This window comes from Mycobacterium ostraviense, from assembly GCF_002705925.1.
Lineage (GTDB): Bacteria > Actinomycetota > Actinomycetes > Mycobacteriales > Mycobacteriaceae > Mycobacterium > Mycobacterium ostraviense.
In genome coordinates, this window is the sequence record NZ_NKRE01000001.1 from 3,367,333 (window position 1) to 3,390,709 (window position 23,377).

Annotated in this window: 26 protein-coding genes and 1 tRNA gene; 15 read left to right on the plus strand and 12 right to left on the minus strand. The window is 66.6% G+C overall.

The features are described from left to right. Positions 1 to 2 precede the first annotated feature (2 nt). Positions 3 to 785: an endonuclease/exonuclease/phosphatase family protein gene (locus CDN38_RS15495; RefSeq protein WP_075510512.1), complete on the plus strand. Its 783-nt coding sequence runs from the start codon at positions 3 to 5 to the stop codon at positions 783 to 785. A 566-nt stretch (positions 786 to 1,351) separates the two neighbouring features. Here the strand turns inward: CDN38_RS15495 and CDN38_RS29490 are convergent. After that, complete coding sequence (locus CDN38_RS29490; protein ID WP_099319038.1) at positions 1,352 to 1,522, minus strand: hypothetical protein; 171 nt, start codon at positions 1,520 to 1,522, stop codon at positions 1,352 to 1,354. A 66-nt stretch (positions 1,523 to 1,588) separates the two neighbouring features. Continuing rightward, the gene (locus CDN38_RS15505; protein WP_036410836.1) at positions 1,589 to 2,128 is read right to left on the minus strand and encodes a cysteine hydrolase family protein; all 540 of its coding nucleotides are present in this window, start codon (positions 2,126 to 2,128) and stop codon (positions 1,589 to 1,591) included. Positions 2,129 to 2,291: 163 nt separating this feature from the next. On the opposite strand from CDN38_RS15505, the gene CDN38_RS15510 reads away from it, so the two are divergent. The 6 genes from CDN38_RS15510 (at position 2,292) to CDN38_RS15535 (ending at position 7,442) form a co-directional block, all read left to right on the plus strand. Beyond that, complete coding sequence (locus tag CDN38_RS15510) at positions 2,292 to 2,591, plus strand: hypothetical protein (protein WP_075510511.1); 300 nt, start codon at positions 2,292 to 2,294, stop codon at positions 2,589 to 2,591. Between the two features lie 162 nt (positions 2,592 to 2,753). Continuing rightward, the gene (locus CDN38_RS15515; RefSeq protein ID WP_075510510.1) at positions 2,754 to 3,056 is read left to right on the plus strand and encodes a DUF4193 domain-containing protein; all 303 of its coding nucleotides are present in this window, start codon (positions 2,754 to 2,756) and stop codon (positions 3,054 to 3,056) included. Positions 3,057 to 3,105: 49 nt separating this feature from the next. Continuing rightward, positions 3,106 to 4,527: a cytochrome P450 gene (locus CDN38_RS15520; protein ID WP_099319039.1), complete on the plus strand. Its 1,422-nt coding sequence runs from the start codon at positions 3,106 to 3,108 to the stop codon at positions 4,525 to 4,527. A 28-nt stretch (positions 4,528 to 4,555) separates the two neighbouring features. Beyond that, on the plus strand, positions 4,556 to 4,801 hold the full coding sequence (locus CDN38_RS15525) for a hypothetical protein (RefSeq protein ID WP_075510508.1): 246 nt from the start codon (positions 4,556 to 4,558) through the stop codon (positions 4,799 to 4,801). Positions 4,802 to 5,042: 241 nt separating this feature from the next. After that, positions 5,043 to 6,971, plus strand: a complete 1,929-nt coding sequence (locus CDN38_RS15530; RefSeq protein WP_075510507.1) for a PPE family protein — start codon at positions 5,043 to 5,045, stop codon at positions 6,969 to 6,971. A gap of 72 nt (positions 6,972 to 7,043) precedes the next feature. Next, positions 7,044 to 7,442: an SDR family oxidoreductase gene (locus CDN38_RS15535; protein WP_075510506.1), complete on the plus strand. Its 399-nt coding sequence runs from the start codon at positions 7,044 to 7,046 to the stop codon at positions 7,440 to 7,442. A gap of 14 nt (positions 7,443 to 7,456) precedes the next feature. On the opposite strand, the gene CDN38_RS15540 is transcribed toward CDN38_RS15535, so the two are convergent. The 4 genes from CDN38_RS15540 to ponA2 form a co-directional block, all read right to left on the minus strand. Beyond that, positions 7,457 to 7,533: transfer RNA gene (locus CDN38_RS15540), tRNA-Pro, on the minus strand. Positions 7,534 to 7,550: 17 nt separating this feature from the next. Then, positions 7,551 to 8,696 (minus strand): L-cysteine desulfhydrase Cds1, encoded by a 1,146-nt coding sequence (gene cds1, locus CDN38_RS15545; protein WP_075510505.1) that lies wholly within the window; start codon positions 8,694 to 8,696, stop codon positions 7,551 to 7,553. After that, positions 8,693 to 9,649, minus strand: a complete 957-nt coding sequence (locus tag CDN38_RS15550) for a metallophosphoesterase (RefSeq protein WP_075510504.1) — start codon at positions 9,647 to 9,649, stop codon at positions 8,693 to 8,695. Before CDN38_RS15550 ends, cds1 begins: the two co-directional genes overlap by 4 nt. Before the next feature lie 56 nt (positions 9,650 to 9,705). Further along, on the minus strand, positions 9,706 to 12,117 hold the full coding sequence (gene ponA2 / locus CDN38_RS15555) for a transglycosylase/D,D-transpeptidase PonA2 (protein ID WP_075510503.1): 2,412 nt from the start codon (positions 12,115 to 12,117) through the stop codon (positions 9,706 to 9,708). Between the two features lie 361 nt (positions 12,118 to 12,478). On the opposite strand from ponA2, the gene CDN38_RS15560 reads away from it, so the two are divergent. After that, positions 12,479 to 12,829, plus strand: coding sequence for a WhiB family transcriptional regulator (locus tag CDN38_RS15560; protein WP_075510502.1), 351 nt, complete (start codon positions 12,479 to 12,481; stop codon positions 12,827 to 12,829). 442 nt (positions 12,830 to 13,271) lie between these two features. Here the strand turns inward: CDN38_RS15560 and bagB are convergent, their stop codons facing one another. Then, positions 13,272 to 14,432 carry an ATPase BagB gene (gene bagB / locus CDN38_RS15565; RefSeq protein WP_075510501.1) on the minus strand — a complete coding sequence of 387 codons (1,161 nt, stop codon included), beginning with the start codon at positions 14,430 to 14,432 and terminating at the stop codon, positions 13,272 to 13,274. Further along, a complete protein-coding gene (gene bagA / locus CDN38_RS15570) occupies positions 14,429 to 15,451 on the minus strand; it encodes an ATPase BagA (protein WP_408633016.1) in 1,023 nt (340 codons plus the stop codon). The genes bagB and bagA overlap by 4 nt, the downstream gene beginning before the upstream one ends. A 79-nt stretch (positions 15,452 to 15,530) precedes the next feature. Here bagA and sp36 point away from each other — a divergent pair, with 79 nt between their 5' ends. The 3 genes from sp36 to CDN38_RS15585 are packed head-to-tail and all read left to right on the plus strand — an operon-like array spanning position 15,531 to position 16,938. Further along, on the plus strand, positions 15,531 to 15,692 hold the full coding sequence (sp36, locus tag CDN38_RS15575; protein ID WP_023368608.1) for a Sp36 family protein: 162 nt from the start codon (positions 15,531 to 15,533) through the stop codon (positions 15,690 to 15,692). Continuing rightward, entirely contained in the window at positions 15,692 to 16,156 is a 465-nt protein-coding gene (locus CDN38_RS15580) for a RidA family protein (RefSeq protein WP_099319041.1), read from the plus strand. The genes sp36 and CDN38_RS15580 overlap by 1 nt, the downstream gene beginning before the upstream one ends. Beyond that, on the plus strand, positions 16,153 to 16,938 hold the full coding sequence (locus CDN38_RS15585; protein ID WP_075510498.1) for an MBL fold metallo-hydrolase: 786 nt from the start codon (positions 16,153 to 16,155) through the stop codon (positions 16,936 to 16,938). The genes CDN38_RS15580 and CDN38_RS15585 overlap by 4 nt, the downstream gene beginning before the upstream one ends. A 54-nt stretch (positions 16,939 to 16,992) precedes the next feature. Here CDN38_RS15585 and crp read toward each other — a convergent pair whose 3' ends face one another. Both crp and CDN38_RS15595 read right to left on the minus strand, forming a co-directional pair. Further along, a complete protein-coding gene (gene crp, locus CDN38_RS15590; protein WP_036362963.1) occupies positions 16,993 to 17,667 on the minus strand; it encodes a cAMP-activated global transcriptional regulator CRP in 675 nt (224 codons plus the stop codon). 98 nt (positions 17,668 to 17,765) lie between these two features. Next, a complete protein-coding gene (locus CDN38_RS15595; RefSeq protein WP_075510497.1) occupies positions 17,766 to 18,113 on the minus strand; it encodes a hypothetical protein in 348 nt (115 codons plus the stop codon). A gap of 173 nt (positions 18,114 to 18,286) precedes the next feature. Here CDN38_RS15595 and nth point away from each other — a divergent pair, with 173 nt between their 5' ends. The 4 genes from nth to marP are packed head-to-tail and all read left to right on the plus strand — an operon-like array spanning position 18,287 to position 21,642. Beyond that, complete coding sequence (gene nth / locus CDN38_RS15600; protein ID WP_142361356.1) at positions 18,287 to 18,967, plus strand: endonuclease III; 681 nt, start codon at positions 18,287 to 18,289, stop codon at positions 18,965 to 18,967. Further along, positions 18,964 to 19,614, plus strand: coding sequence for a TlpA family protein disulfide reductase (locus CDN38_RS15605; protein ID WP_408633017.1), 651 nt, complete (start codon positions 18,964 to 18,966; stop codon positions 19,612 to 19,614). The genes nth and CDN38_RS15605 overlap by 4 nt, the downstream gene beginning before the upstream one ends. Positions 19,615 to 19,669: 55 nt before the next feature. Continuing rightward, entirely contained in the window at positions 19,670 to 20,434 is a 765-nt protein-coding gene (locus tag CDN38_RS15610) for an NUDIX hydrolase (protein WP_075510495.1), read from the plus strand. 14 nt (positions 20,435 to 20,448) lie between these two features. Beyond that, a complete protein-coding gene (gene marP, locus CDN38_RS15615; RefSeq protein WP_099319405.1) occupies positions 20,449 to 21,642 on the plus strand; it encodes an acid resistance serine protease MarP in 1,194 nt (397 codons plus the stop codon). On the opposite strand, the gene CDN38_RS15620 is transcribed toward marP, so the two are convergent. Further along, on the minus strand, positions 21,635 to 22,594 hold the full coding sequence (locus CDN38_RS15620; protein ID WP_075510493.1) for an alpha/beta fold hydrolase: 960 nt from the start codon (positions 22,592 to 22,594) through the stop codon (positions 21,635 to 21,637). The two genes, marP and CDN38_RS15620, sit on opposite strands and share 8 nt — an antisense overlap. Then, the gene (locus CDN38_RS15625; RefSeq protein ID WP_075510492.1) at positions 22,595 to 23,116 is read right to left on the minus strand and encodes a phage holin family protein; all 522 of its coding nucleotides are present in this window, start codon (positions 23,114 to 23,116) and stop codon (positions 22,595 to 22,597) included. Positions 23,117 to 23,377: the final 261 nt, after the last annotated feature.

The window sequence follows — 23,377 nt, forward strand, 5'->3', positions numbered from 1 at the left end:
TCATGCGGGTGGCGACCTTCAACATCCTGCACGGCCGCACGGTCGGCGACGGGGTGCAGGTGCAGCGGTTGTGCGACTGCGTGCGTTGGCTCGACCCCGACGTGCTGGCGTTGCAGGAAGTGGACTGCGACCAGCCGCGATCGGGCCGGGCCGATCTCACCGCGGCGGCCGCCGAAGCCATGGGCGCGGTGACGCATCGGTTTGTGGCCGCGATCTCGGGCACGCCGGGCGCGACGTGGATGGCCGCCACCGGCGATGAACAACCCGGGACCGCGGCCTACGGCATCGCCCTGCTGTCGCGCTTCCCGGCGGCCAGCTGGCAGGTGGTGCGATTGCCGCGCATCCCGGCGCGCTTCCCGATGTATCTGCCGGGGCCCAACAGAGTGATGATCGTCGACGAGGAGCCGCGGGCGGCCGTCATCGCGCGCCTGCACACCCCGTTGGGTCCGGTCACGGTGGCCAACACCCACTTGTCGTTCGTGCCCGGCTGGAACCGCTGGCAGCTGCGCCGCCTGGTTCACGACGTGCGCGGCTTCCCGGGGCCGCGGCTGCTGACCGGCGACCTCAACCTGACCCCGGCCGCGGTGCGCCGATGGTCGCGGATGCGGCCGTTGGCAACGGCCGCGACATTTCCGGCGTCCGCTCCCGACCGGCAACTCGACCACATCCTGACCGACGATGCCGGTCTTCGCGCCGGCGCGGTGGCGGCCGAGCTGATGCCGATCTCGGATCATCGGGCGCTGCTGGTGGACCTGGATCGGGCCTCGCAAACGGTGCTGATCTAGTCGCCGCGGTCAGCGGGGTCCTGGGCCCGGCAATCCATCCGTCACATGGGCCGCAGGCCTAAGTGGTGCTCAATGTGCCCACCTAGTAGCGACAACCAGGTCCGACGCCGCACCGACGTCGTCGCAGGGTTGCGCACCGGTGTGGCGAGATGGAAATCGCGTGCTGGTGCGGTTGGATCGGCGACTGACGGCGTCGAGTATGCGCTGGCGACGCCGACTGTGCCGTCAGGGCGGGCCGATCGGTGGATGTTCCCGCCTTCCATACACTCTCAAAGCCGTCATTGCACACTCGACACGGCGGCATGTCAGCTCACTCGGTGAGCACCTGAGACATTCCCCAATGCCGGTCATCACAAGGGGTTTGAGCGAAGGCGCGGTATCGGCGTGCCGAAAACAGAGCCAAGGTTTGCGCAGGCAGCCAAGGCTGCGCAACAGGCCATCGTTGACCAGCAGCATTCGTGGTCACCATGAAATACCGAGTGAGCCGGGCAGGACGAGACACCACAACCGGTGATGACTGATGTGGCTGATGAGAAAGTCGACGCCGCGTCTCCAGCGCCGACGGTTCAGTGCTCTCGACTGCGCGCATCCGCGCCGGTTTCCCCGCTGCCGAAGTCGTCGTCGGCGGAACCGCGTCCGACGTAGCTTCCTTCGTCGTCGCGACCGGCTCGCGACTTGGCGACATGCGGGTCGAACTCCACATCGGACTCGGCCTTCTCGGACTGACGTCGTGTCATCTGGCTACCTCTCGGGAATCGCTAGAGCGCCCACATTCCCCGGTTGGGCCGATCGCAAACGCACGTTCAACGCAGGCAGCGCGCCGCGGGTCGCAAGGTCGCGCTCATATTGCGTTCCATCATCTTCAGCGCGGCGGCTCCGAGCTCCTCGTCGATGTGCGCGACGGCATCGGGCGGGACGACGACGTCGTAGTGACGCAGATAGCCGTCGAGCGCGCTATAGAGGATGCACTGCTCGGTGACTTGACCGGCAAGCACGATGCGCCGGGTCTTCAGCCGGTCCAGCAGGTACTCCAGCGCGGTGGCATAGAACACGCTGTGGCGCACCTTGGTGATGATCCGGCAGCCGGCCTTCGGCACCAGCGGCTTGACCAGGTCAGGACGCTCGCCGTCCAGCGCGGCCGAAATGATGGCACGATGGTCGGCGGTGAAGTCGCCGTGGTTGTCGTTGGCATAGATCAGATCGACGCCGCGGTTGCGTTCAGCGTCGCCGACCAGCCCGACCAGCGGATCGATGATGGCCGCGACGTTGGCCGCCAGCTGTTCGGCGTCGGGATGGCGGTAGTCGTTGAACATGTCGATGACCAGCAACGCGGTATCACTCACCGACCAGTGATACCCCGGCACGTGGCCGGCCACTCGGGTTGGGCTGGGTAGCCATTGGCAGTGACCTCACAGGTATCCGGCAGAGCGGTTACTGATTGGACGATGTGAAAATAATTGCCATAGGCTATGGTATGGACCACACCGATAGGGCTGGGGAGTGAGCATGCTTGACACCGGATGTAGCGCCGTTTGTTCTCACCGCACGACGCGGCCAGCGGCCGGCGAGCGCGGCGCCAACGTCTCCGGTTTGGTGGCCGCGGGTGTCTGGGCAGTCGGCCTTGTCGCCGGCCTGGTGCTGCTGGCAACCGGGCATGAGGTGGTGGCCGCGATGATCCTGGTGGCGGCCGTCATGTCGCCCTGGTTCGGGCTGGCGGTTTCACGCAGCCGAATTCCTGCGTCCGGATCCGGGGCGCCCGAAACCATGCCCAACGGCTGGCACGGGATGGAAATCCCGGCCCGCTGAGTCGGCCTCCTTTGGAGAGTTGACTATCGATCGACGCGCCTTGGAAACGTCGGCAATTTCTTTCTGTTGACAGGTGTGGCCGATATCCGAACGGGGTATTGACTCTGCCACGGGGTGACCACAACAGGTGTAACCCGGTCACCGCGCAGGAAGGAACGCACCATGCCGACCGCTAGCGATTACGATGCACGCCGCGTGCCCGACGCCGAGACCGCGGACGGTTCGGTTTTGCGCGAACTGACACCAGCCTTGCCTAAATTGTCCACGGCCGTCGCCGATGACGATCCGAACGAGGCGCCATTGTTCGAACTGCCGGGTGCGGATCTTTCCGGTGAAGAACTGTCGGTAGCGGTGATTCCCCAGCGCGCCGACGAATTCACTTGCTCGCGTTGTTTCCTGGTGCAGCACCGCAGCCGGTTGCGCAGTTCGGCCGGCGAACTTCCGGTGTGCGCCGACTGTGTGTGACCGGCGCGGCTGGCCGGTCTTGACCTAGCCGGCGGCGCGGTGTTGTGTCGTGGGCGTGGCTGCTGATTCGGAGCCAGATTCGACCGGCTCACCGGATGTGATACGCCGGCCACCAGGCCTACCGGCTCCACGCCCGTTTCGTACGGCTTTCGCGACGGCGTATGCGGTTGCCTACCTGGTGGGTGGGGAACGCCGGATGCTGCGGCTGATCCGCCGCTACGGCCCGATTATGACGATGCCGATTCTCACTTTGGGCGACGTAGCGATCGTGTCCGACCCGGCGCTGGTGAAAGAGGTGTTCACCGCTCCAACCGACGTCCTGCTCGGCGGCGAGGGCGTGGGCCCCGCGGCGGCGATCTACGGGTCCGGGTCGATGTTCGTGCAGGAGGAGCCGGAGCATCTGCGGCGCCGCAAACTGCTGACACCGCCGTTACACGGGGCCGCCCTCAGCGGTTACGTGCCGATCATCGAAGACTCCACCCGCGCGGCGATGCGCAGTTGGCCCGTCGACCGTCCGTTCGCGCTGCTGCCGGCGGCGCGGGCGCTGATGCTGGACGTGATCGTCAAGGTGGTTTTCGGTGTGCAGGATCCCGACGAGGTGCGGCGATTGGGCCGGCCGTTCGAACGTCTGCTGAACCTCGGTGTCTCGGAGCAATTGACGGTTCGCTACGCACTTCGGCGCTTGGGCACATTGCGCGTGTGGCCGTCGCGGGCCCGGGCCTTTCGGGAGATCGACGACGTCGTCATGTCGCTGATCGCCCGACGGCGCAACGACCCGGGCTTGACCGAGCAACGCGACATCCTGGCATTGCTCATGTGCGCGCGCGGCGACGATGGTGAACGGTTGTCCGACAACGAGATTCGCGATGATCTGATCACCTTGATGCTGGCCGGCCACGAAACCACCGCGACCACGCTGGCCTGGGTATTCGATCTCTTGCTGCACCATCCCGAGGCGCTGCGGCGCGTGCGGGCCGAAGCCGTCGGCGGTGCGGAAGCGTTCACCACGGCGGTGATCAACGAGACGTTGCGGGTACGGCCGCCCGCGCCCGTCACGGCACGCGTTGCCGCGCAACCATTTCGCATCGGCGACTACCTTGTGGACGCCGGGACCCGCATCGTCGTCCACATCATCGCCATCAACCGCAATCCCGATGTCTATGACCATCCCAACGAGTTCCGGCCCGACCGATTCCTCGGGGTGCACCCACAAACCTACGCCTGGGTGCCGTTCGGTGGGGGCGTGAAACGTTGTCTGGGCGCGGCTTTTTCGATGCGAGAACTGGTCACCGTGTTGCACGTACTGTTGCGTGAGGGCGACTTCAGTGCCGTCGATGACCTGCCCGAGCGCATCGTGCGCCGCTCCATCATGCTGGCGCCCCGCCATGGCACCAGGGTGCGGTTCCGGCCACGGCTCCAAGAATCCGTTGAGAATCTTCCAAGCACCAGCTCGGAAACTCGTCGCCAGTGACACGCAGCGATGAAGGGATGGAGCCGAGATGACGACCACCCGCCCACTGTCGGTTGCCGGCGCCGCGCCAGAGCGTGCCACCAACGGCTATGCGTCGGCGGCGTTCGCGTTCAGCGTCGTAGGGGCGCTGGTGTTGAGCGTCGTTTGCGCCGTCACCGCATTGGTTCAGATCAAGAATCCCGACGAAGGCCGGGGACTGGCGATCGCCGGTCTGGCGATCTCCGCGGGCTGGGTCGCGCTATTGTTCGCGCTGGCCCACGCGCACGTCGTCTAGACCGCAATCTCCAGTGGTGGCGCCGGCAACCTCAGCAAAGCTCCGATATTTCTGTCGCGGTCGACGTAAAATTCCTGGCTATCCGTTGTCTGGTGAGCGCCGGATGACCAGCGGGAGTTGGGAGGCGCTACACGATGATTATTCGTGCGCCGCAATGCAATCGCTACCGATATGTCTGCCCCGTGGCTCATCGTGTTGACGGGCGCGGGCGAGCAGCCTGCGCGGACCGAGGAGGAACGCGATGAATTTCGCTGTGTTGCCGCCTGAGACCAATTCGTTGCGGATGTTCACCGGCGCCGGTTCGGGGCCGATGCTGGCGGCCGCGGTGGCCTGGGATGGATTGGCGCTGGAGTTGGAGTCGGCGGCCGACTCGTTCGGCGCCGTGACCTCGGGACTGGTTGGTCAATTCTGGCAGGGTCCGGCATCGGCGGCGATGACGGCCACGGCTGCGCCGTATGCGGGGTGGTTGACCGCGGCCGCGGCGCGGGCCGCCGGGGCCGCGGCCCAGTCGAGAGCGGTGGCCAGCGCGTTTGACGCCGCACGGGCGGCGACGATCCATCCGTTGCTGGTGGCGGCCAATCGCAAGGCCTTCGTGCAACTGGTGCTGTCGAATCTGTTCGGGCAGAACGCGCCGTCGATTGCTGCTGCTGAGGCGCAATACGAGCAGATGTGGGCCGCCGACGTGGTTGCGATGCTGGGCTATCACGGCGGGGCTTCGGCAGCCGCCGCGCAGTTGCAGTCGTGGCAGGCAGGGCTGCAGCGGATGGTGTCGGGACTGCTCGGCCTGCCCGAGCAGTCGGCCGGCGCGCCGACGGCCAATGCAGCGGCGGCAATCGGAAATACCGGGAATTTGCAGCCGGGCAGCGGAAACCAAGGTGATTCCAACCTGGGCAGCGGAAACAAGGGGAATGCCAACCTGGGCAGCGGAAACGTCGGCAACGCCAACCTGGGCGGCGGGAACGTCGGCAACGCCAACCTGGGCAGCGGAAACATCGGCAGTCTTAACATCGGCAACGGAAACGTCGGTTCGGCAAACTTCGGGGACGGAAACACCGGCAACCGGAACTTTGGCGCCGGAAACAACGGCACCGGCAACGTCGGCGCCGGAAACAGCGGAATCGGCAACGTCGGCGCGGGAAACATCGGCAACGGAAACGTGGGCGGCGGAAACATCGGCCCGGCAAACTTCGGTGGCGGAAACAACGGCAGCACAAATATTGGCAGTGGAAACCTCGGGAACTTCAACCTCGGTAGCGGCAACCTGGGCAGCAACAACGTCGGCTTCGGGAACCTCGGCAACAACAACGTGGGCTTTGGGCTGACCGGCAACAATCAGGTGGGCATCGGTGCGCTGAACTCAGGCAGCAACAATATCGGCTTCGGGAACTCGGGCAACAACAACATTGGCTTTTTCAACTCCGGTAATAACAACGTAGGCTTCTTCAATTCCGGCAACGGAAACTTCGGCTTCGAGAACTCGGGGGCCACCAACTCGGGCTTTTGGAACGCGGGGGGCGCCAATACCGGTTTCGGGAATGCGGGCTTCACCAACACTGGTTTCGGGAATGCGGGCAACACCAATACGGGCTACGGGAACTCGGGCCGTTTCAACACGGGCTATGGAAATGCGGGCGTCTTGAACGCGGGCTTCGGAAACGCCGGCAATGTCAACGCGGGCTGGGGGAATGCTGGCATCCAAAACACCGGCTGGGAGAATTCGGGCGCCGGCAATACTGGTTTCGGGAACGCCGGTTCGACCAACACCGGCTGGGGGAACTCAGGAAATGTCAACACGGGCTTTTTCAACTCGATAAACCTGAGCACGGGTGTCGGAAATCTGGGCACGGTGGGCCCGAACTCAGGCTTCGGACACACCGGCACGAACAACTCGGGCTTTTTCAACACCAGCACCGGCGGCCTCAACTCGGGCTTCTTCAACTCGGGTGTCGGCGGCTTCAATACAGGCATCAATAACTCGGGTGCCTCCAATGTGGGCATCGGTAATTCCGGCTTTGCCAACATCGGTCTCGCCAATACCGGCGACCGCAACGCCGGCGTCGGGAACTCGGCCGCCAATATCGTCGTCGGCGGCTCGGGTGTGGGAAACTCGGCCACGCTCAGCTCCGGAGCCTTCAATACGGGAACTATGCAGTCGGGCTTCTTCCGCTAACTTGTAGACGGGTATGCACGCGGCCCCGGCAGGTATCCGGCGTCCCGGCGGAAATTGGGAGAGGGGGAAGCCATGCAGGCCGTGGTGATCGGTGGCACGGGCAGGGTGGCGGCGGCGTCGCCCAGCACCGGCGTCAACACGCTGACCGGGGCAGGTTTCGACAACGCTCTGAGCGGGGCCGACGTCGTTGTCGACGTGTCGAACTCACCCTCCTTCGGCGACGAAGCGCGCGTCCCGGACGCGCTGCTCCAGCCCATCGCCGCCGCCGACCTCGCGACGGAGGTGGCCGGGATGGCGGAAGGCAAACCGTTGGGTGGCATCGCCAATGTCGGCGGGCCGGAGAAGATCTCGTTCGAGCAGATGGCCCGCGACGTCCTGGCGCGCCGAGGCCAAGCCAAGACCGTCGTCGTCGATCCCGATGTCGGCTACTTCGGAACACCGCTCGCCACGAACAGCCTGGTTACCGCATAGGCGCCGGAACGCCCTGGTCGGGGTGGCGGGATTTGAACCCACGGCCTCTTCGTCCCGAACGAAGCGCGCTACCAAGCTGCGCCACACCCCGCTTGAAGCCACGACAGCCTATCGCACCCGCCCGTCGACTCGCCAAACCGCCGGCTCAGGGTCCCAGGTGCAGGAGCGTTCGAACTCGACCAAGGCCCGGGCCGGACCGCTTGGATCGAGCCCCTGCGCGCCGACCCAGTCGTCGTCGAAGTAGGTGTCGGCGTAGCGGTCGCCGCTGTCGGCGAGCAAGGTGACCACCGAGCCGCTGCGGCCGTCGGCGACCATCTCGGCGAGCAAGCCGAACGCTCCCCACAGGTTGGTGCCCGTGGACGGCCCCACCCGGCGTCCCAGCACGGTACTGACGTGGCGGGCGGCCGCGATCGACGCGGCGTCGGGAACCGACACCATGCGGTCGACCACGCTGGGCAGAAACGACGGCTCGACCCGCGGCCGGCCGATGCCCTCGATCCGCGACGACGCGGACATCACGACGTCGGACCGACCTTGGGCGTAGGCGGGGAAGAACGCCGAATTCTCCGGGTCCACGACGCACAACCGCGTCGCGTGCCGCCGATAGCGGATGTAGCGCCCGATCGTCGCGCACGTCCCGCCGGTCCCGGCGCCGACTACGATCCAGTCCGGGACGGGGTGCTTCTCCTCGAGCATCTGCGCGTAGATCGACTCGGCGATGTTGTTGTTGCCGCGCCAGTCGGTGGCGCGCTCGGCGTTGGTGAACTGGTCCAGGTAATGACCGCCGGTTTCGGCTGCGACGCGTTCCGCCTCGGCGTAGACCTGACTGGAATTCTCCACGAAATGGCAACGGCCGCCTTGCGATTCGATGAGCGCCACCTTGGCGGCGCTGGTCGCCGCCGGCATCACCGCGACGAACGGCAGGCCCAGCAGGGACGCGAAGTAGGCCTCCGATACCGCTGTCGAACCCGACGACGCCTCGACCACCGTCGTGTTCTCCCCGATCCAGCCGTTGCACAGCGCATACAGGAACAACGACCGCGCCAGCCGGTGTTTGAGGCTGCCGGTGATGTGGGTGGTCTCGTCCTTGAGGTACAGCGCGACGTCAGCGTCGGCGCACCAGGCCGACGGCAGGGGGTAACGCAGCAGGTGGGTGTCGGCGCTGCGCCGGGCGTCCGCCTCGATCAGCCGGATCGCATTGTCTGTCCAATCGCGGGACAGGCTGCGGACGGCGATGCGGGTCGGGTCGTTCAACGCACCGAGACGCTGGGCTGCGAACGGCCCAGATTCCTGTTCGAATCCCGGCCGCCCATGGGGCTGGCGATCAACGTCAACAGGGTCGCTTCGGGCCGGCAGCAGAACCGCGCCGGCGCAAACGGTGAGGTCCCGATGCCGGCGGAGACATGCAGCCGCATGTTCGCGCCCCACTGTGATGCACCTCTGGCCCGCGCCCGGTCCAGCCCGCAGTTGGTGACCAGCGCGCCGTAGAACGGCAGGCACAGCTGCCCACCATGGGTGTGGCCGGCCATCACCAGCTGGTAGCCGTCGGCGGCGAAGCGGTCCAGCACCCGAGGCTCCGGCGAATGCGTCAGTCCCAGCCGCAGGTTCGCGACCGGGCTTGCCGGGCCTGCGATCGTGTCATAGCGATCCCGATCGATGTGGGGGTCGTCCACGCCGGCTGCGGCGATGTGCAGCCCCGCCACCTCGAACTCACGACGGGTATGGGTGAGGTCGAGCCAGCCGCGCTCGGTGAACGCCGCCCGCAGATCCTGCCAGGGCAACGGCTCGCCGTGGACGCGGTGCCCCGGGTTGATCAGGTAATTGGCCGGGTTCTTCAGGCGCGGCCCGAAGTAGTCGTTGCTGCCGAAGACGAAGACGCCCGGCCGGTGCATCAGGTCGCCCAGGGCCTGCACCACCGCCGGCACCGCCTTGGGATGGGCCAGATTGTCGCCGGTGTTGACCACCAGGTCGGGCTCCCAGCTGGACAGCTCGCGCAACCAGGCCTGTTTACGGCGCTGGCCGGGCAGCATATGCAGGTCGCTGATATGCAGGACCCGCAGCGGGGTGGAGCCCGGACTCAGCACGGGCATGGTGATCTCGCGCAGTACGAACGCGTTGCGTTCGATGAGCGCGGCGTAACCGATCCCGGCGACGATCGAGCCGAGCGCGACGGCACCGGTGCGTAACAGGACGGGCGAAACAGCCATGCAGGCAGCCTACTGCCGGTCGGCAACTGATCGCTTGTGTCTAGCGCAACACGACCCTACGGAGGCGGCGGCGGAGCCAGCAGTGGAATGGTGATCGGCGGCAGCCCGGGGATCTCGATGACCTGCGAACCGATCGGGACCGGCGGCCCGTCCTCCGGCGGCGGCGGTGGCGGCGGGATGCCGTTACTGATTTGGATCGTGATGATCGAACCCGGAATGGTCTGGCCGCTGGGCGATGTTCCGACCACTTCGCCGTACTTGGCGCTGCTGTTGACGGCGTTGGGCTGGTCGGCGACTTGGAAACCGGCGTCCCGCAGACGCTGGCGCGCCTGGTCCACATCCAGCCCGGCCACGCTCGGCACCCGGGAGGCCGCCGAGCCTTCGACGTACCGCGGATCGGTGGGCGGCAAGTGCACCTCGCCGAAATTGTTGGCGATCGGCTTCATCGCGGTGAACCAGGTCCGGGCCGGCTCGTTCCCGCCGTAGAGGTCACCATTGCTGCAGTGGCGCAGCGGGCCGGAACACAGATCGGTCGGTGACGTCGAGTCGTCGTAGATGTAGTTCGCCGCCGCATAGCGATTGGTGAAGCCGACGAATCCGGAGGACCGGTGTGCTTCGGTGGTGCCGGTCTTTCCCGACATCGGCAGGTCCCAGCCGGCGGCGCCGGCCGAGCCGGCTGCGGTGCCGCTACCCACGGCGTCCTTGCTCATCGCGTTGGCAAGGGTGTTGGCCAGCCCTTCGGGCACCACTTGTTCGCAGGTCTCAGTAGTGACGGAAACCTGGTTGCCGTTGCGGTCGATCAGCTTGTCGATCGGGTTCGGCGGGCACCACACGCCGCCGGAAGCCAGCGTGGCGGCGACGTTGGACAGTTCCAGCGCGTTCACCTCGATCGGACCCAGGGTGAACGACCCGATGTTCTGGCGTTTGACGAAGTCGGCCAGGCTCTCGTTGCTGTCGGGGTTGTAGTCGCGCGCGGTGCCGGGATTGGCATAGGACCGCAGACCGAGCTTGATGGCCATGTCGACCGCGCGGCTCACTCCGACCTGCGAGATCAGCTTGGCGAAGGCGGTGTTGGGGGAGGTGGCCAGCGCGTCGGTCACGTTCATCGATCCGCGGTAATTGCCGGCGTTGATCACGCACCAGGTGTCCTTGGGGCAGCCTTTGGCTCCGCCGCTGCCCAGGCCTTTGGCCTGGAATCGGGGTGGCACGTCGAGTTGGGCGTTGATGCCCATACCCATGTCGAGCGCGGCGGCCGTGGTGAAGATCTTGAAAATGGATCCCGCGCCGTCGCCGACGAGTGAGAACGGCTGGGGCCGCATGGTTTCACCGGCCTCGGTGTCCAGGCCGTACTTGCGGTTGCTGGCCATCGCCAGCACCTTGTGTGAGTCCTTGCCCGGTGCGATGACGCTCATCACGCTGGAGATGCCGGCCAGGCTCGGGGGAGCGAATTTGTCGACCGCCGCCTTGACCGGGACCTGGACGTCGGGGTCCAGCGTGGTGCGGATCAGGTAGCCGCCCTTGGCCAGCTGGTCTTTGCTGATCCCCGCGTGGGACAGGTACTCCTGGACGTAGTCGCAGAAGAAGGCGCGGTCGCCGGCGGCGATGCAGCCGCGGGGCAATTCGTTGGGTTGCGGCAACACTCCCAGCGGCTGCGCCTTGGCGGCACGCAGTGCGTCGGCCTCTTGCGGGATGTTCTCGATCATGGTGTCGAGGACCAGGTTGCGCCGGGCCAGCGCGCCCTCGGGGTTGGTGTAGGGGTTCAGCGCGCTGGTTGACTGCACCATGCCCGCCAGCAGGGCCGCCTGCTGCCAGTTCAAATCCGAGGCGTTGATGCCGAAGTAGGTCTGCGCCGCGTCCTGCACGCCGAACGAGTTGTTGCCGAAGGACACCAGGTTCAGGTAGCGGGTCAGGATCTCGGGTTTGGAGAAGGTCTTGTCCAGGGTGAGCGCCATCCGGATCTCGCGCAGCTTGCGCGCCGGAGTGGTCTCGACGGCTGCCCGCTTCTCGGCGTCGGTTTGGGCGGTGACCAGCAGTTGGTAGTTCTTGACGTACTGCTGCTCGATAGTCGAACCGCCGCGAGTGTCGAGGTCGCCGGAGGCGTAGCCGGCCAGCCCGGTGAGGGTGCCCTGCCAGTCGACGCCGTTGTGCTCGGCGAAGCGCTTGTCCTCGATGGAGACGATCGCCAGCTTCATGGTGTTGGCGATCTTGTCGGAGGGCACCTCGAACCGGCGCTGCGAGTACAGCCACGCGATGGTGTTGCCCTTGGCGTCGACCATCGTTGACACGGCCGGAACCTCCCCCTGAAGGAGTTGAGCCGAGCCGTTCGCCACTACCTCGGAAGCGCGATTGGACATCAGCCCGAGTCCGCCTGCGAAGGGGAACATCAGTGCCGTGGCCACGACGCTGGCCAGCACACAGCAGCCCGCGAGCTTCAGCAGGGTAAGCGCCACCGGGGGGCGATCGGACATGCGTACTACAGTAGCGGCCCCTTGTCACGCCCCCGCGCCGCGAGACTGAAAAAAATTCTTAGGAAAGCGGTGACGGCGGTGCCGTCGGCGCCCCGGCGCTTATTTTGCGCGTGCGTCACAGGTCAGGGACCTAATCGGGGACCGAGGGGGTGCTTTTCCGCCGGCCGATCGGCAGAAGTCGGGACGCGCGTCCCAAAAAAAGCGTTATCGGACTGTTGCGCAATTGCCACCTGACCACCTAACTTATAAGCGCAGTGAGATTCAGGTAACACCGATGTGCACAGTGTGTCTTAGGTCGCAACATCGGCTGGTACCCGAGGAGGGCGGTCGCGATCCGCGGCCGGGAGGAAGGGATCAGCTCGTGTCAGGAACACGTCCGGCCGCTCGAAGGACAAACCTCACGTCGGCGCAAAACCTTCTCCGCAGTACCGATGCGGAGGAACGGATCAACTGGGTATCAAAAGCGCTGTGCCGGGCGACGGACCCGGACGAACTGTTCGTCCGTGGGGCCGCGCAGCGCAAAGCCGCGGTGATCTGCCGTCACTGTCCGGTAATGCAGGAATGCGCAGCCGACGCACTCGACAACAAGGTCGAGTTCGGGGTGTGGGGCGGCATGACCGAGCGTCAGCGCCGGGCGCTGCTCAAGCAGCATCCTGAGGTGGTCTCGTGGTCGGACTACCTCGAGAAGCGCAAGCGTCGCAGCGTCGGTTAAGGCTCTCGGATCGGGGTGCAGGCGAGCCGGTCGGCTCGTCGTTCCTCATTACGATTTTGTTACGGTGGCTGGCCGTCGGCTCTAATTGCCTTGTGTCCAACAGGAACTGGCGTATGCGCAATGGCGCGGTTTTCTCACTGTATCGGTGTTCGTCGCGGTGGGGGCCGGTTTCGCGAATGTTCTGTGAGTCGTGGGCGCCGAGTGTGATTCGACGGCGTTCCAGCGGGTGGCCGGGGTGTTCGCGCGTGCGCTTTCGACGTTGAGTGTGAGTCGTGGGCGTCGAGTGTGTGACTGGGGCGGAAAATTCCGGCGTGGCCGCGCCCTGGCTTCACAGTCGACGCCCTCAGTGCACGCTCGATACCGCCACGCCGGCCTCCCAGCTAGTTGGCGACCCCCAGCGCGGGCCGCTTCGTCGCCGACGGGGGCCTGGTTGGTCGGCTTCTCAGCGGCCCGCAGCGCGGGCCGCTTCGTCGCCGACGGGGGCGATCTGGTCGGCGAGCGCGCGCAGCGCATCCAGGTCGGAGACGTCGAACGGCAGCGACGGGACCCCGACGACAGGCACGTGTGGGTTGGCTCCGGTGAACCGGGACAACAGCCGGATTTCTCGCTTGGCCGTCTGCCCGCGGTCGGCATGGATCCGCAGCACCGCTGCCGCCAGCGACGCCGCCTCCGACTCGCTGTGCTCCTCTTCCAACGTTTCGGTCGCGTCGATTGCACGTTCGACGGGTAACGCGCACAGCATCGGGTGGGTGCGGTTCAACACCAGCCCCGCCAGCGGCATGCCTTCTTCGGTCAGCCGGTCGACGAAGAACGACGCCTCACGCAGCGCATCGGGCTCGGCTGCCGACACCACCAGGAACTGGGTACCGCGCCGTTTCAGCAACGCATAAGTTCGGTCAGCCTTCTCGCGGAAACCTCCGAATGTGGCGTCCAGCGATTGCACGAATGCGGCGGCATCGCTCAGCATCTTCGAACCGAGCACCGTAGACAGCGCCTTCATGGCCAAACCCATAACACCGGTTACCAACCGGCCGATACCTCTGCCCGGAGCAAGCAGCAGCCGCCACAACCGGCTATCCATGAAGCTGCCCAATCGTTTTGGCGCGTCCAGAAAGTCCAGCGCGTTGCGTGATGGGGGGGTGTCCACCACGACCAGATCCCAGCGGTCCTGCGCCAGGAGCTGCCCCAGCTTCTCCATGGCCATGTACTCCTGGGTGCCGGCAAGCGATGTGGCGACGGTCTGGTAGAACTGGTTGTCCAGAATCGATTGTGCCCGTTCGGATCCGGAGTATTGGACCACCATTTCGTCGAACGTGCGCCGCATGTCGAGCATCATCCCGTGCAGCTCACCGGGCACCTCCGGGGCCAGTGGCACCCGTTGCGGGGTGTTACCCAGGTCGTCGATACCCAGCGCCTGAGCCAGCCGCTTGGCCGGGTCGATCGTCAGGACGACGACGGTGCGGCCATATTCGGCGGCGCGCAAGGCAATTGCCGCCGCAGTGGTGGTCTTGCCCACACCACCGGCCCCGCAGCATACGATAACCCGGTTGGACGTGTCGGCCAGGATCGAGGCCATGTCGAGAGGTTTCGGTACGGTGCTCATCGAACCCCCTGCTGTGCAAGCGATTCCGAAAGCTCGTACAAGCTGCCCAAGTCGACACCATCGGAAATCGTGGGTAATTCCAGCCGTGGAACATGCAATGCGTCAAGTTGTTGCGCGGTCTCGGCGCGTGCGCTGATTCGGCTGGCGTGCTGGATCGTCTCGGTCAGCAGACCAGCGAAATCCGTTGTCGCCAGCTCGATTCCGGCCAGTGCCAAACCGGACCGTACCGAGTCGGCATCGACATCGCCCTCGGCGGCCTTCGCTAGGTCCTCGGCGCTCAAGTAGGTCGGAATATTGCGGTTGACGATGACGCTGCCGATCGGCAACTGCATGTCGGCGAGCTCCTCGATCGCTTCCAGGGTTTCCTGCACGGGCAGCGCTTCCAGCAGCGTCACCAGATGGATCGCGGTCTGATCGGAGTGCAGCAACCTCACCACCCCTTCGGCCTGCGAATGCACCGGCCCGCCCTTGGCCAGATCGGAGACCGCCTTGGTGACGTCCAGGAAGCGTGCGATGCGGCCCGTCGGCGGTGCGTCGACCACGATCGCGTCATATACCGGGCTCTTGGTCCCCTTGTTGAGGCGGACCACCGTTTCCTTGATCTTGCCGGTGAGCAGCACATCGCGAAGGCCGGGCGCAATCGTCGTCGCGAACTCGATCGCACCGACGCGCCGCATTGCCCGGCCCGCGATACCCAGGTTGTAGAACATGTCGAGGTATTCCAGGAACGCGGCTTCGATATCGATTGCCAGCGCGTTCACCTGCCCGCCGCGCTCGGCGGTCGCGATCTTGACCTCCTGATAGGGCAGCGGCGGCACATCGAAGAGTTGCGCAATCCCTTGGCGCCCTTCGACTTCGATGATGAGGACCTTGCGGCCTCCGGCTGCCAGAGTCAGCGCCAGCGCGGCCGCGATGGTGGATTTCCCGGTGCCGCCTTTGCCGGTCACAAAGTGCAAGCGGGCCTTCGACAGGCGCGACGGCCAGCCGACGGAAGGACCGTCGTTAGGTGTGTTCGCCACCATCGCATGCTAGCCCTACCGCTTCGCCCGGCCGCCGGGCTGGCCGGAGCTTGTCAACGGCGGCGGATAAGCTGCCGTCATGACCCAACCCTCCGCATGGGAGTACGCGACGGTTCCGCTGCTCACGCACGCCACCAAACAGATCCTCGACCAGTGGGGAGCCGACGGCTGGGAGCTGGTCGCGGTGTTGCCGGGGCCAACCGGCGAGCAGCACGTCGCCTACCTGAAGCGCCCGAAGTAATGGACGCAAAATCCCGGCTCGCGCAACTGGGCATCACGCTTCCGCAGATGGTGGCGCCGCTGGCGGCCTACGTGCCGGCGGTGCGCACCGGCAACCTCGTCTACACCTCGGGGCAATTGCCCTTCGAGGCCGGGAAGCTGGCCTGCACGGGCAAGGTGGGCGCAGACATCACGCCGGAGGAAGCCAAGGCCGCGGCGCGCATGTGTGCGCTCAACGCGCTGGCGGCGGTGGATTCGCTGGTGGGCCTGGACTCGGTGACCCGGGTGGTCAAGGTGGTCGGGTTCGTCGCCTCCGCACCGGGCTTTCACGGTCAGCCCAGCATCATCAACGGAGCCTCGGACCTGCTTGCCGAGGTGTTCGGCGACAACGGCGCGCATGCGCGTTCGGCCGTCGGCGTATCCGAGTTACCGCTGGGCGCACCCGTCGAAGTCGAGCTGATCGTGGAGGTCGGCCAGCGGCCGTGACCGAGCCGCTGACCCATCCCGCCTACGGCCGGCTGCGGCCGGTCACCGACACGGCATCGGTGCTGGTGGCCGACAATCCCGGCCTGATGACGCTGGAGGGCACCAACACCTGGGTGCTGTGCGGACCGGGCAGCGACGAGCTGGTCATCGTCGATCCGGGGCCGGGCGACGACGAGCACCTCGCCCGGGTCGCTGCGCTGGGCCGCATCGCGCTGGTGCTGATCAGCCATCGGCACGGCGACCACACCGACGGCATCGACAAGCTGGTCGAGCTGACCGGGGCACCGGTACGCGCCGCGGACCCGCAATTTCTGCGCGGCGACCAGGTGGTGCTGGGCGATCGGGAAGTGATCGAGGCTGCCGGCCTGGAGATCACGGTACTGACCACCCCGGGGCACACCGCCGACTCGCTGTCGTTCCTCCTCGACGATGCCGTGCTGACGGCCGACAGCGTGCTGGGCCGCGGCACCACCGTTCTCGACAAGGACGACGGCAGCCTGACCGACTACCTGGAATCGCTGCGTCGGCTGCGCGGATTGGGTCAGCGGACCGTCCTGCCCGGGCACGGGCCGGAATTGACTGACGTCGCGGCCGTCGCGCAGGGGTACCTGGCGCACCGGCAGGAGCGGCTGGAGCAGGTGCGCTCGGCACTGCGGGACCTCGGCGATGAAGCCACCACCCGTCAGGTCGTCGAACATGTCTATGTCGACGTCGACGAGAAGCTCTGGGATGCGGCCGAATGGTCGGTGCAGGTGCAGCTGGACTATCTGCGCCGAGACTGAAAATTTGCAGCCAAAGCGCGAGTAGAGGCCTGCAGAATTACAGGCTCGGCGAAGTTAGCGAGCCCGGCGCGCCAGGCGTTCGGAGTCGGAGATCAGCACGCTCTTGCCCTCCAACCGGATCCAGCCGCGGTGCGCGAAGTCGGCCAGCGCCTTGTTCACCGTCTCCCGGGAAGCGCCGACCAGCTGGGCGATCTCCTCCTGAGTGAGGTCGTGGGTGACCCGCATCGCGCCGCCCTCCTGGGTGCCGAAACGCTGGGCGAGCTGCAGCAGCTGCTTGGCCACCCGGCCGGGCACGTCGGTGAAGATGAGGTCGGCCAGGTTGTTGTTGGTGCGCCGCAACCGGCGGGCCAGGACGCGCAGCAGTTGCTCGGCGATTTCCGGACGATCGGCGATCCACGCCCGCAGCGCGTCGCGGTCCATCGATACCGCCCGCACCTCGGTGATGGTGGTCGCGCTGGACGTCCGCGGCCCGGGGTCGAAGATCGACAGCTCGCCGAACATGTCGGACGGCCCCATGATGGTTAGCAGGTTCTCCCGGCCGTCGGGCGAGCGGCGCCCGATCTTCACCTTGCCGGCGACGATGATGTACAGCCGATCGCCCGGCTCACCTTCAGCGAAAACCGTGTGTCCGCGGGGGAAGTCAACGGGCTGCAGCTGCTTGGTCAGTGCCGCGACCGCGCTGGGTTCAACCCCTTGGAAGATTCCTGCCCTTGCCAGGATCTCGTCCACGTTGCCTCTTCAGCTTTCCAACGAAGTGATACGGGCAGGCCGTCCCTCTCGACCAGCGCCGGTGTACAGGTTAGGCCAATCGGTACGACGTGCCAACGCTACACACGATTGACGTGTCGAGTCGCCTTAACCCGGGAATGGCTGTGTCGGGGGGCAGCACGGTACGGATCGGCGTGATGCTTGCCGGTGAGGGTCCTGGTGGCGGGGCCTTCGGTCAGGGCCGGCGCCTGGCGTCGATGCAGATAAGCCAGCGCCTCCGGCATGCCATCACGGGCCAGCCGGTGCACATCGACGGCCTGAGCCTGCTCGAGAAACTCGGCGACATCCGAGGCGGTCACGGTATCGCAGGAAAGCGTCTGTTCCAGCCGACCAAGGCCGAGGGTGGTCAGCATCAGCAACGGCGGAACGCACGCCACCAGCAACCACGACACATGGAGAGTAAACATGGCCTTGAATCAACACGAGGTCTCGATCAGATCACGAAATCAGTACTCTGTCGTAGGTGACTGCGGCAAAGTCGTCCGGGCCGACCCGGCCCAAACCAGCCACGCCCGCCACCGACGTCGCCAAGCGCTGGTCCGGCGAAACCCGCACCGCCTTGGTGCGCCGCGCCCGGCGGATGAATCGTCAACTGGCACAAGCGTTTCCGCGCGTGTACTGCGAATTGGACTTCACCAATCCGCTCGAGCTGGCGGTGGCGACCATCCTCTCGGCGCAAAGCACCGACAAACGGGTGAACCTGACGACGCCGGCGTTGTTCGCGAAATATCGGACGGCGCTCGACTATGCCAAAGCGGACCGCACCGAGCTGGAAAACCTCATTCGTCCCACCGGTTTCTTCCGTAACAAGGCGAACGCGTTGATCGGCCTCGGGCAAGCTCTGGTCGAGCGGTTCGATGGCGAGGTGCCCGCCACCATGGCCGAACTGGTGACGCTGCCGGGAATCGGGCGCAAGACCGCCAACGTCATCCTCGGGAACGCCTTCGGCATCCCTGGGATCACCGTCGACACCCATTTCGGGCGGTTGGTGCGGCGCTGGCGCTGGACCGCCGAAACCGACCCGGTGAAGGTCGAACACGCGGTCGGCGAACTGATCGAACGCAAGGAGTGGACCGTGCTCAGCCACCGGGTGATCTTTCACGGGCGCCGGGTGTGCCATGCCCGCAAGCCCGCGTGCGGTGTCTGCGTGCTCGCCAACGACTGCCCTTCCTTCGGCCTCGGCCCCACCGAACCGCTGCTGGCCGCACCCCTTGTCCAGGGCCCCGAAACCGAGCATCTGCTGGCCCTTGCCGGCCTGTGACATCGCGACTGACCTCGAGATCCCGCTGGACCATCGCGGTCCTGGCGGTGGTCGCCACCCTCATCGTGGCGCTGGTCGCCCAACTGCGCGACGACTCCCCAAGCACCGCGACCCAACAGGCGCCGGCGGCGCGAGATCACCGGGATGCCGACACCGCCGCGGCGCTGGCCGGGCCGCGGCGGCACGCCAACCTGCCGCCCTGCCCGGCCGCCGGTGACGGTCCGGGCTCACCGGCACTCAGCGGCGTGGTGGTGGAATGCGCGGCCGACGGTTCGGCCGTCGACGTGGCCCGGGCGCTGGCCGGACGACGGGTGCTGCTCAATCTATGGGCGTACTGGTGCGCGGAGTGCATAGCCGAACTGCCCGCGATGGCCGAATATCAACAACGGGTCGGGCCCGACGTCATGGTGGTGACGGTGCATCAGGACGAGAACGAGACGGCCGCGTTACTGCGGTTGGCCGATCTGGGTGTTCGGTTGCCGACCCTGCAGGACGGCCGCCGTAGGGTGGCGGCAGCATTGCGGGTGGCGAATGTGATGCCCGCGACGGTGCTGTTGCGGCCGGACGGTAGCGTGGCCCAGACCCTGCCGCGCGCTTTCGCCAGCGCCGAGGAGATAGCGGCCGCGGTCGGAGACAAGGCGTGGTGAGCGGTTGGAGAGAAGGCGGGCAGGTGCACCCGACCAGCCCGACAAGGAGGCGCCGGTGAACGCTGGGGTTGCCCTGACGCCCGAGGTCGGCCCGCCCTGGCTGCGCCCGCTGGTTGACAACGTGGACCGGGTACCCGACGCGGTCCGGCGGCGGCTGCCGGCCGACATGCTGGCCATGGTGACGGCGGCCCGGGCGACCGCATCCCTGCGTCGCAACGAACGCGAAGCGGCCGTTCTGGTGCTGTTCTCCGGTCCCGAGTCCGGGCGGGCCGACGGCGGCGTTCCCGACGACGCCGACCTGCTGCTGACGGTGCGGGCGTCGACCTTGCGTCACCATGCTGGTCAGGCGGCCTTCCCCGGCGGCGCATCCGATCCCGGAGACCAGGGTCCGGTGGCCACCGCCTTCCGGGAAGCCCATGAGGAGACCGGGCTCGACCCGACCAGGCTGCACCCACTGGCCACCATGGAACGCACCTTCATCGCCCCGTCGCGATTCCACGTCGTCCCGGTGCTGGCGTATTCCCCCGATCCCGGACCGGTGCACGTCGTCAACGAGGCGGAAACGGCCATGGTGACCCGGGTTCCGGTGCGCGCCTTCGTCAATCCGGAAAACCGGCTGATGGTGTACCGGCGCGGCCTCAGCCGCCGCTGGGCCGGACCGGGGTTTCTGCTGAACCACATGTTGGTGTGGGGGTTCACCGGCCAGGTGATCTCGGCGGTGCTTGACGTTGCGGGGTGGGCCAGGCCCTGGGACACCCATGATGTCTGGGAACTGGATGACGCGATGGCGCTGGTCGGTGAGCAGGGTGGACTGCGATGAATTCGATGAATGCCATGACTCCGTCCCAGTGGCTGGATATCGCGGTGTTGGCGGTCGCCTTCATCGCGGCGGTCTCGGGTTGGCGCTCCGGTGCGCTGGGCTCGATGCTGTCGTTTGCCGGTGTGCTGCTGGGCGCGATCGCCGGTGTGCTGCTGGCGCCCCACATCGTCGCCCACATCGCTGCCCCCCGGGCCAAGCTGTTCACCGCGCTGTTTCTGATTCTGGGACTGGTCGTGGTCGGCGAAGTCGCGGGTGTGGTGCTGGGACGGGCCGTGCGCGGCGCGATCCGCAACCGGCCGGTCCGGGTGGTCGACTCGGTCATCGGGGTGGCGGTGCAGCTGGTCGTGGTGCTGACCGCGGCGTGGCTGCTGGCGACGCCGCTGACCCAGTCGAAGGATCAGCCGGAGCTGGCGGCGGCGGTTCGCGGGTCGCGGGTGCTCGCCGAGGTCAACGAGGTGGCACCCACCTGGCTCAAGACGGTGCCCAAGCGGCTTTCGGCGCTGCTGAACACCTCGGGCCTGCCGCAGGTGCTGGAGCCGTTCAGCCGCACTCCGGTCATTCCGGTCGCCTCGCCGGATCCCGCGCTGGCCGACAACCCGGTGGTGACGGCCACCGCGCCGAGCGTGCTCAAGATCCGTAGCCTGGCGCCCAGCTGCCAGAAGGTGCTGGAGGGCACCGGCTTCGTGGTTGCACCCGAGCGCGTGATGACCAACGCGCACGTGGTCGCCGGGTCCAACAGTGTGCAGGTGTACGCGAGCGGCAAGCCCCTGGACGCGACCGTGGTGTCCTACGACCCTTCGGTCGACATCGCGATCCTGGCCGTCCCGCATCTGTCGCCGCCGCCGCTGGTGTTCGCCCAAGAAGAAGCCAGAACGGGCACCAGCGTCGTGGTGCTGGGCTACCCGGGCGGCGGCAACTTCACCGCGACGCCGGCCCGGATCCGCGAGGCCATCAAACTCAGTGGTCCCGACATCTACCGCAACCCGCAGCCGGTCACCCGCGACGTCTACACCATCAGGGCCAACGTGGAACAGGGAGACTCGGGCGGGCCGTTGATCGACCTCAACGGTCAGGTGCTCGGCGTGGTCTTCGGCGCGGCCGTCGACGACCCGGACACCGGGTTCGTGCTCACCGCCGGTGAGGTGGCCAGTCAGCTGGAGAAGCTCGGGGCCACCCAGCGCGTCGCCACCGGGGCGTGCGTCAGCTGAGCCGGTGCACCTGATCGAGGAACCGCGCCAGCTGCCGGTTGACCTCTTCGGGCGCTTCTTCGTGGCTGAAATGTCCAGCGCCGGAGACGGATACGTAGCGTCCGTGCGGTGCGTAACGCTGGGTGCGCTCGACCGGATCGGCCAGCACGTAGGGATCGGCGTCGCCGCGCAGGTGCAGCAACGGCACGCCGAGTTGCCGGCGCATCGACTTCATGAAGCGCCGGCCTTCGCCGCGCAGCTGACTGCGCACCGCCCAACGCTGATACTCCAGCGCGGAGTGCGCGGCCGCCGGAATCCGGATGGCTTGCCGCAGATAGCCGATGGTCTGCGAAAAGTCTTCGGAGGCAACCCATTTGGCGCTGCTGCGAATGCGCACCAGGCGCTCGATTTCGGCCGCGTCATGTCGGGTCAATAGGCGCTCGGGCCACAGCGGCACTTGGTAGCGCAGCAATGTCGGCAACAGCGCGCGGCCCTGGTCTCGCCTGGTCAGGGTGGACCGTCGCAGCGCGGCCGGGTGCGGTGAGCTGATCAGCGCGATGGAGCGCACCAGCCGGGAGTGCAGCAGCGCGGTGGTCCAGCAGGCGAGCCCGCCGTCGGCGTGACCGACCAGCGTCGCCGAGGAGTGTCCCAGCGCGCGGATCAATCCGGCCGTGTCACCGGCCAGGGTCCAGCCGTCGTAGCCGCGGGGCGGTTTGTCGCTGCCGCCATAGCCGCGCAGGTCGACCGCGACCACCCGGGCACTTGTGAGCCCGCGCAGTTGGTGACGCCACGACCACCAGAACGAACCGAACCCGTGCAACAGCATCACCAAGGGCCGTGCCATGGCCGGCTCCGTTGCGTCCGGGTCGGCCGGGATGGCCTCGACGACATGGAACCGGATGCCGTTGGCGTGCACGTCCAGATGACGCCAGGGCCCGTCGATGCGGGTCATCGACGGATCTGGTGCCGGCACTTACCAACCCGACGTATCGGTGGGCGTCTTGCCCTCGGGCGCCGCCGCGGGGCGGGTCACGGCCGGGGTCTTGTCGTGGCCCGGCAGGAGCGCGGTGCGGGTCTCCTTGACCGACTCGATGGTCTGCTGCGGTCCCCGGATCCGGCGGACCTTGAGGAAACCCAACAGGGCGAGCACGACGGTGGTCACCACCATGAGGGCGAACACGATCAGGAACGCCACCCAGCGCCACAGCCAGGAGTCGAGCAGCTCGGCGAGGAAGAAGAACAGGAAGAAGGTCGAGTAGAACAGCACCACCAGCGCGGCGATGAACAACACGCTGCCGGTCAGACCCTTCTTGACGTCGCGAGTGATCTCGGCGCGGGCCAGTTCGACCTCGGCCCGCACCAGCGTCGACATCTGGGTTGTCGCGTCTTTGATCAGGTCGCCGATCGACGGCTCACCGGGCCGGGCGTGCGGATCGGCCAACGGAATCGTGGTCAGCGTGCTGGGCACACCGGTCTGGCGATCAGGTTTGCTCACAGACGATCCTCTCGCGTTGACGGGCCACGGTTTCGCGGTAGCCGCGGTTTATGTTGCCATGCGCTCCGGGTGCCGGACGAGGCCAGCCGAAGACCGTGAGGTACCGGGCGGTTTCAACCTATTAAATTGACGGTCCGCGGCCACACCTAACCGCATCGGACGTAATCTGACGATCATCTACACTGGCGCATCTGGCCCTCGATGTTCCCTTGATGTCCGGTGATGTCCGGAAGATGTCCAACCACCGACGGGAGTACCACT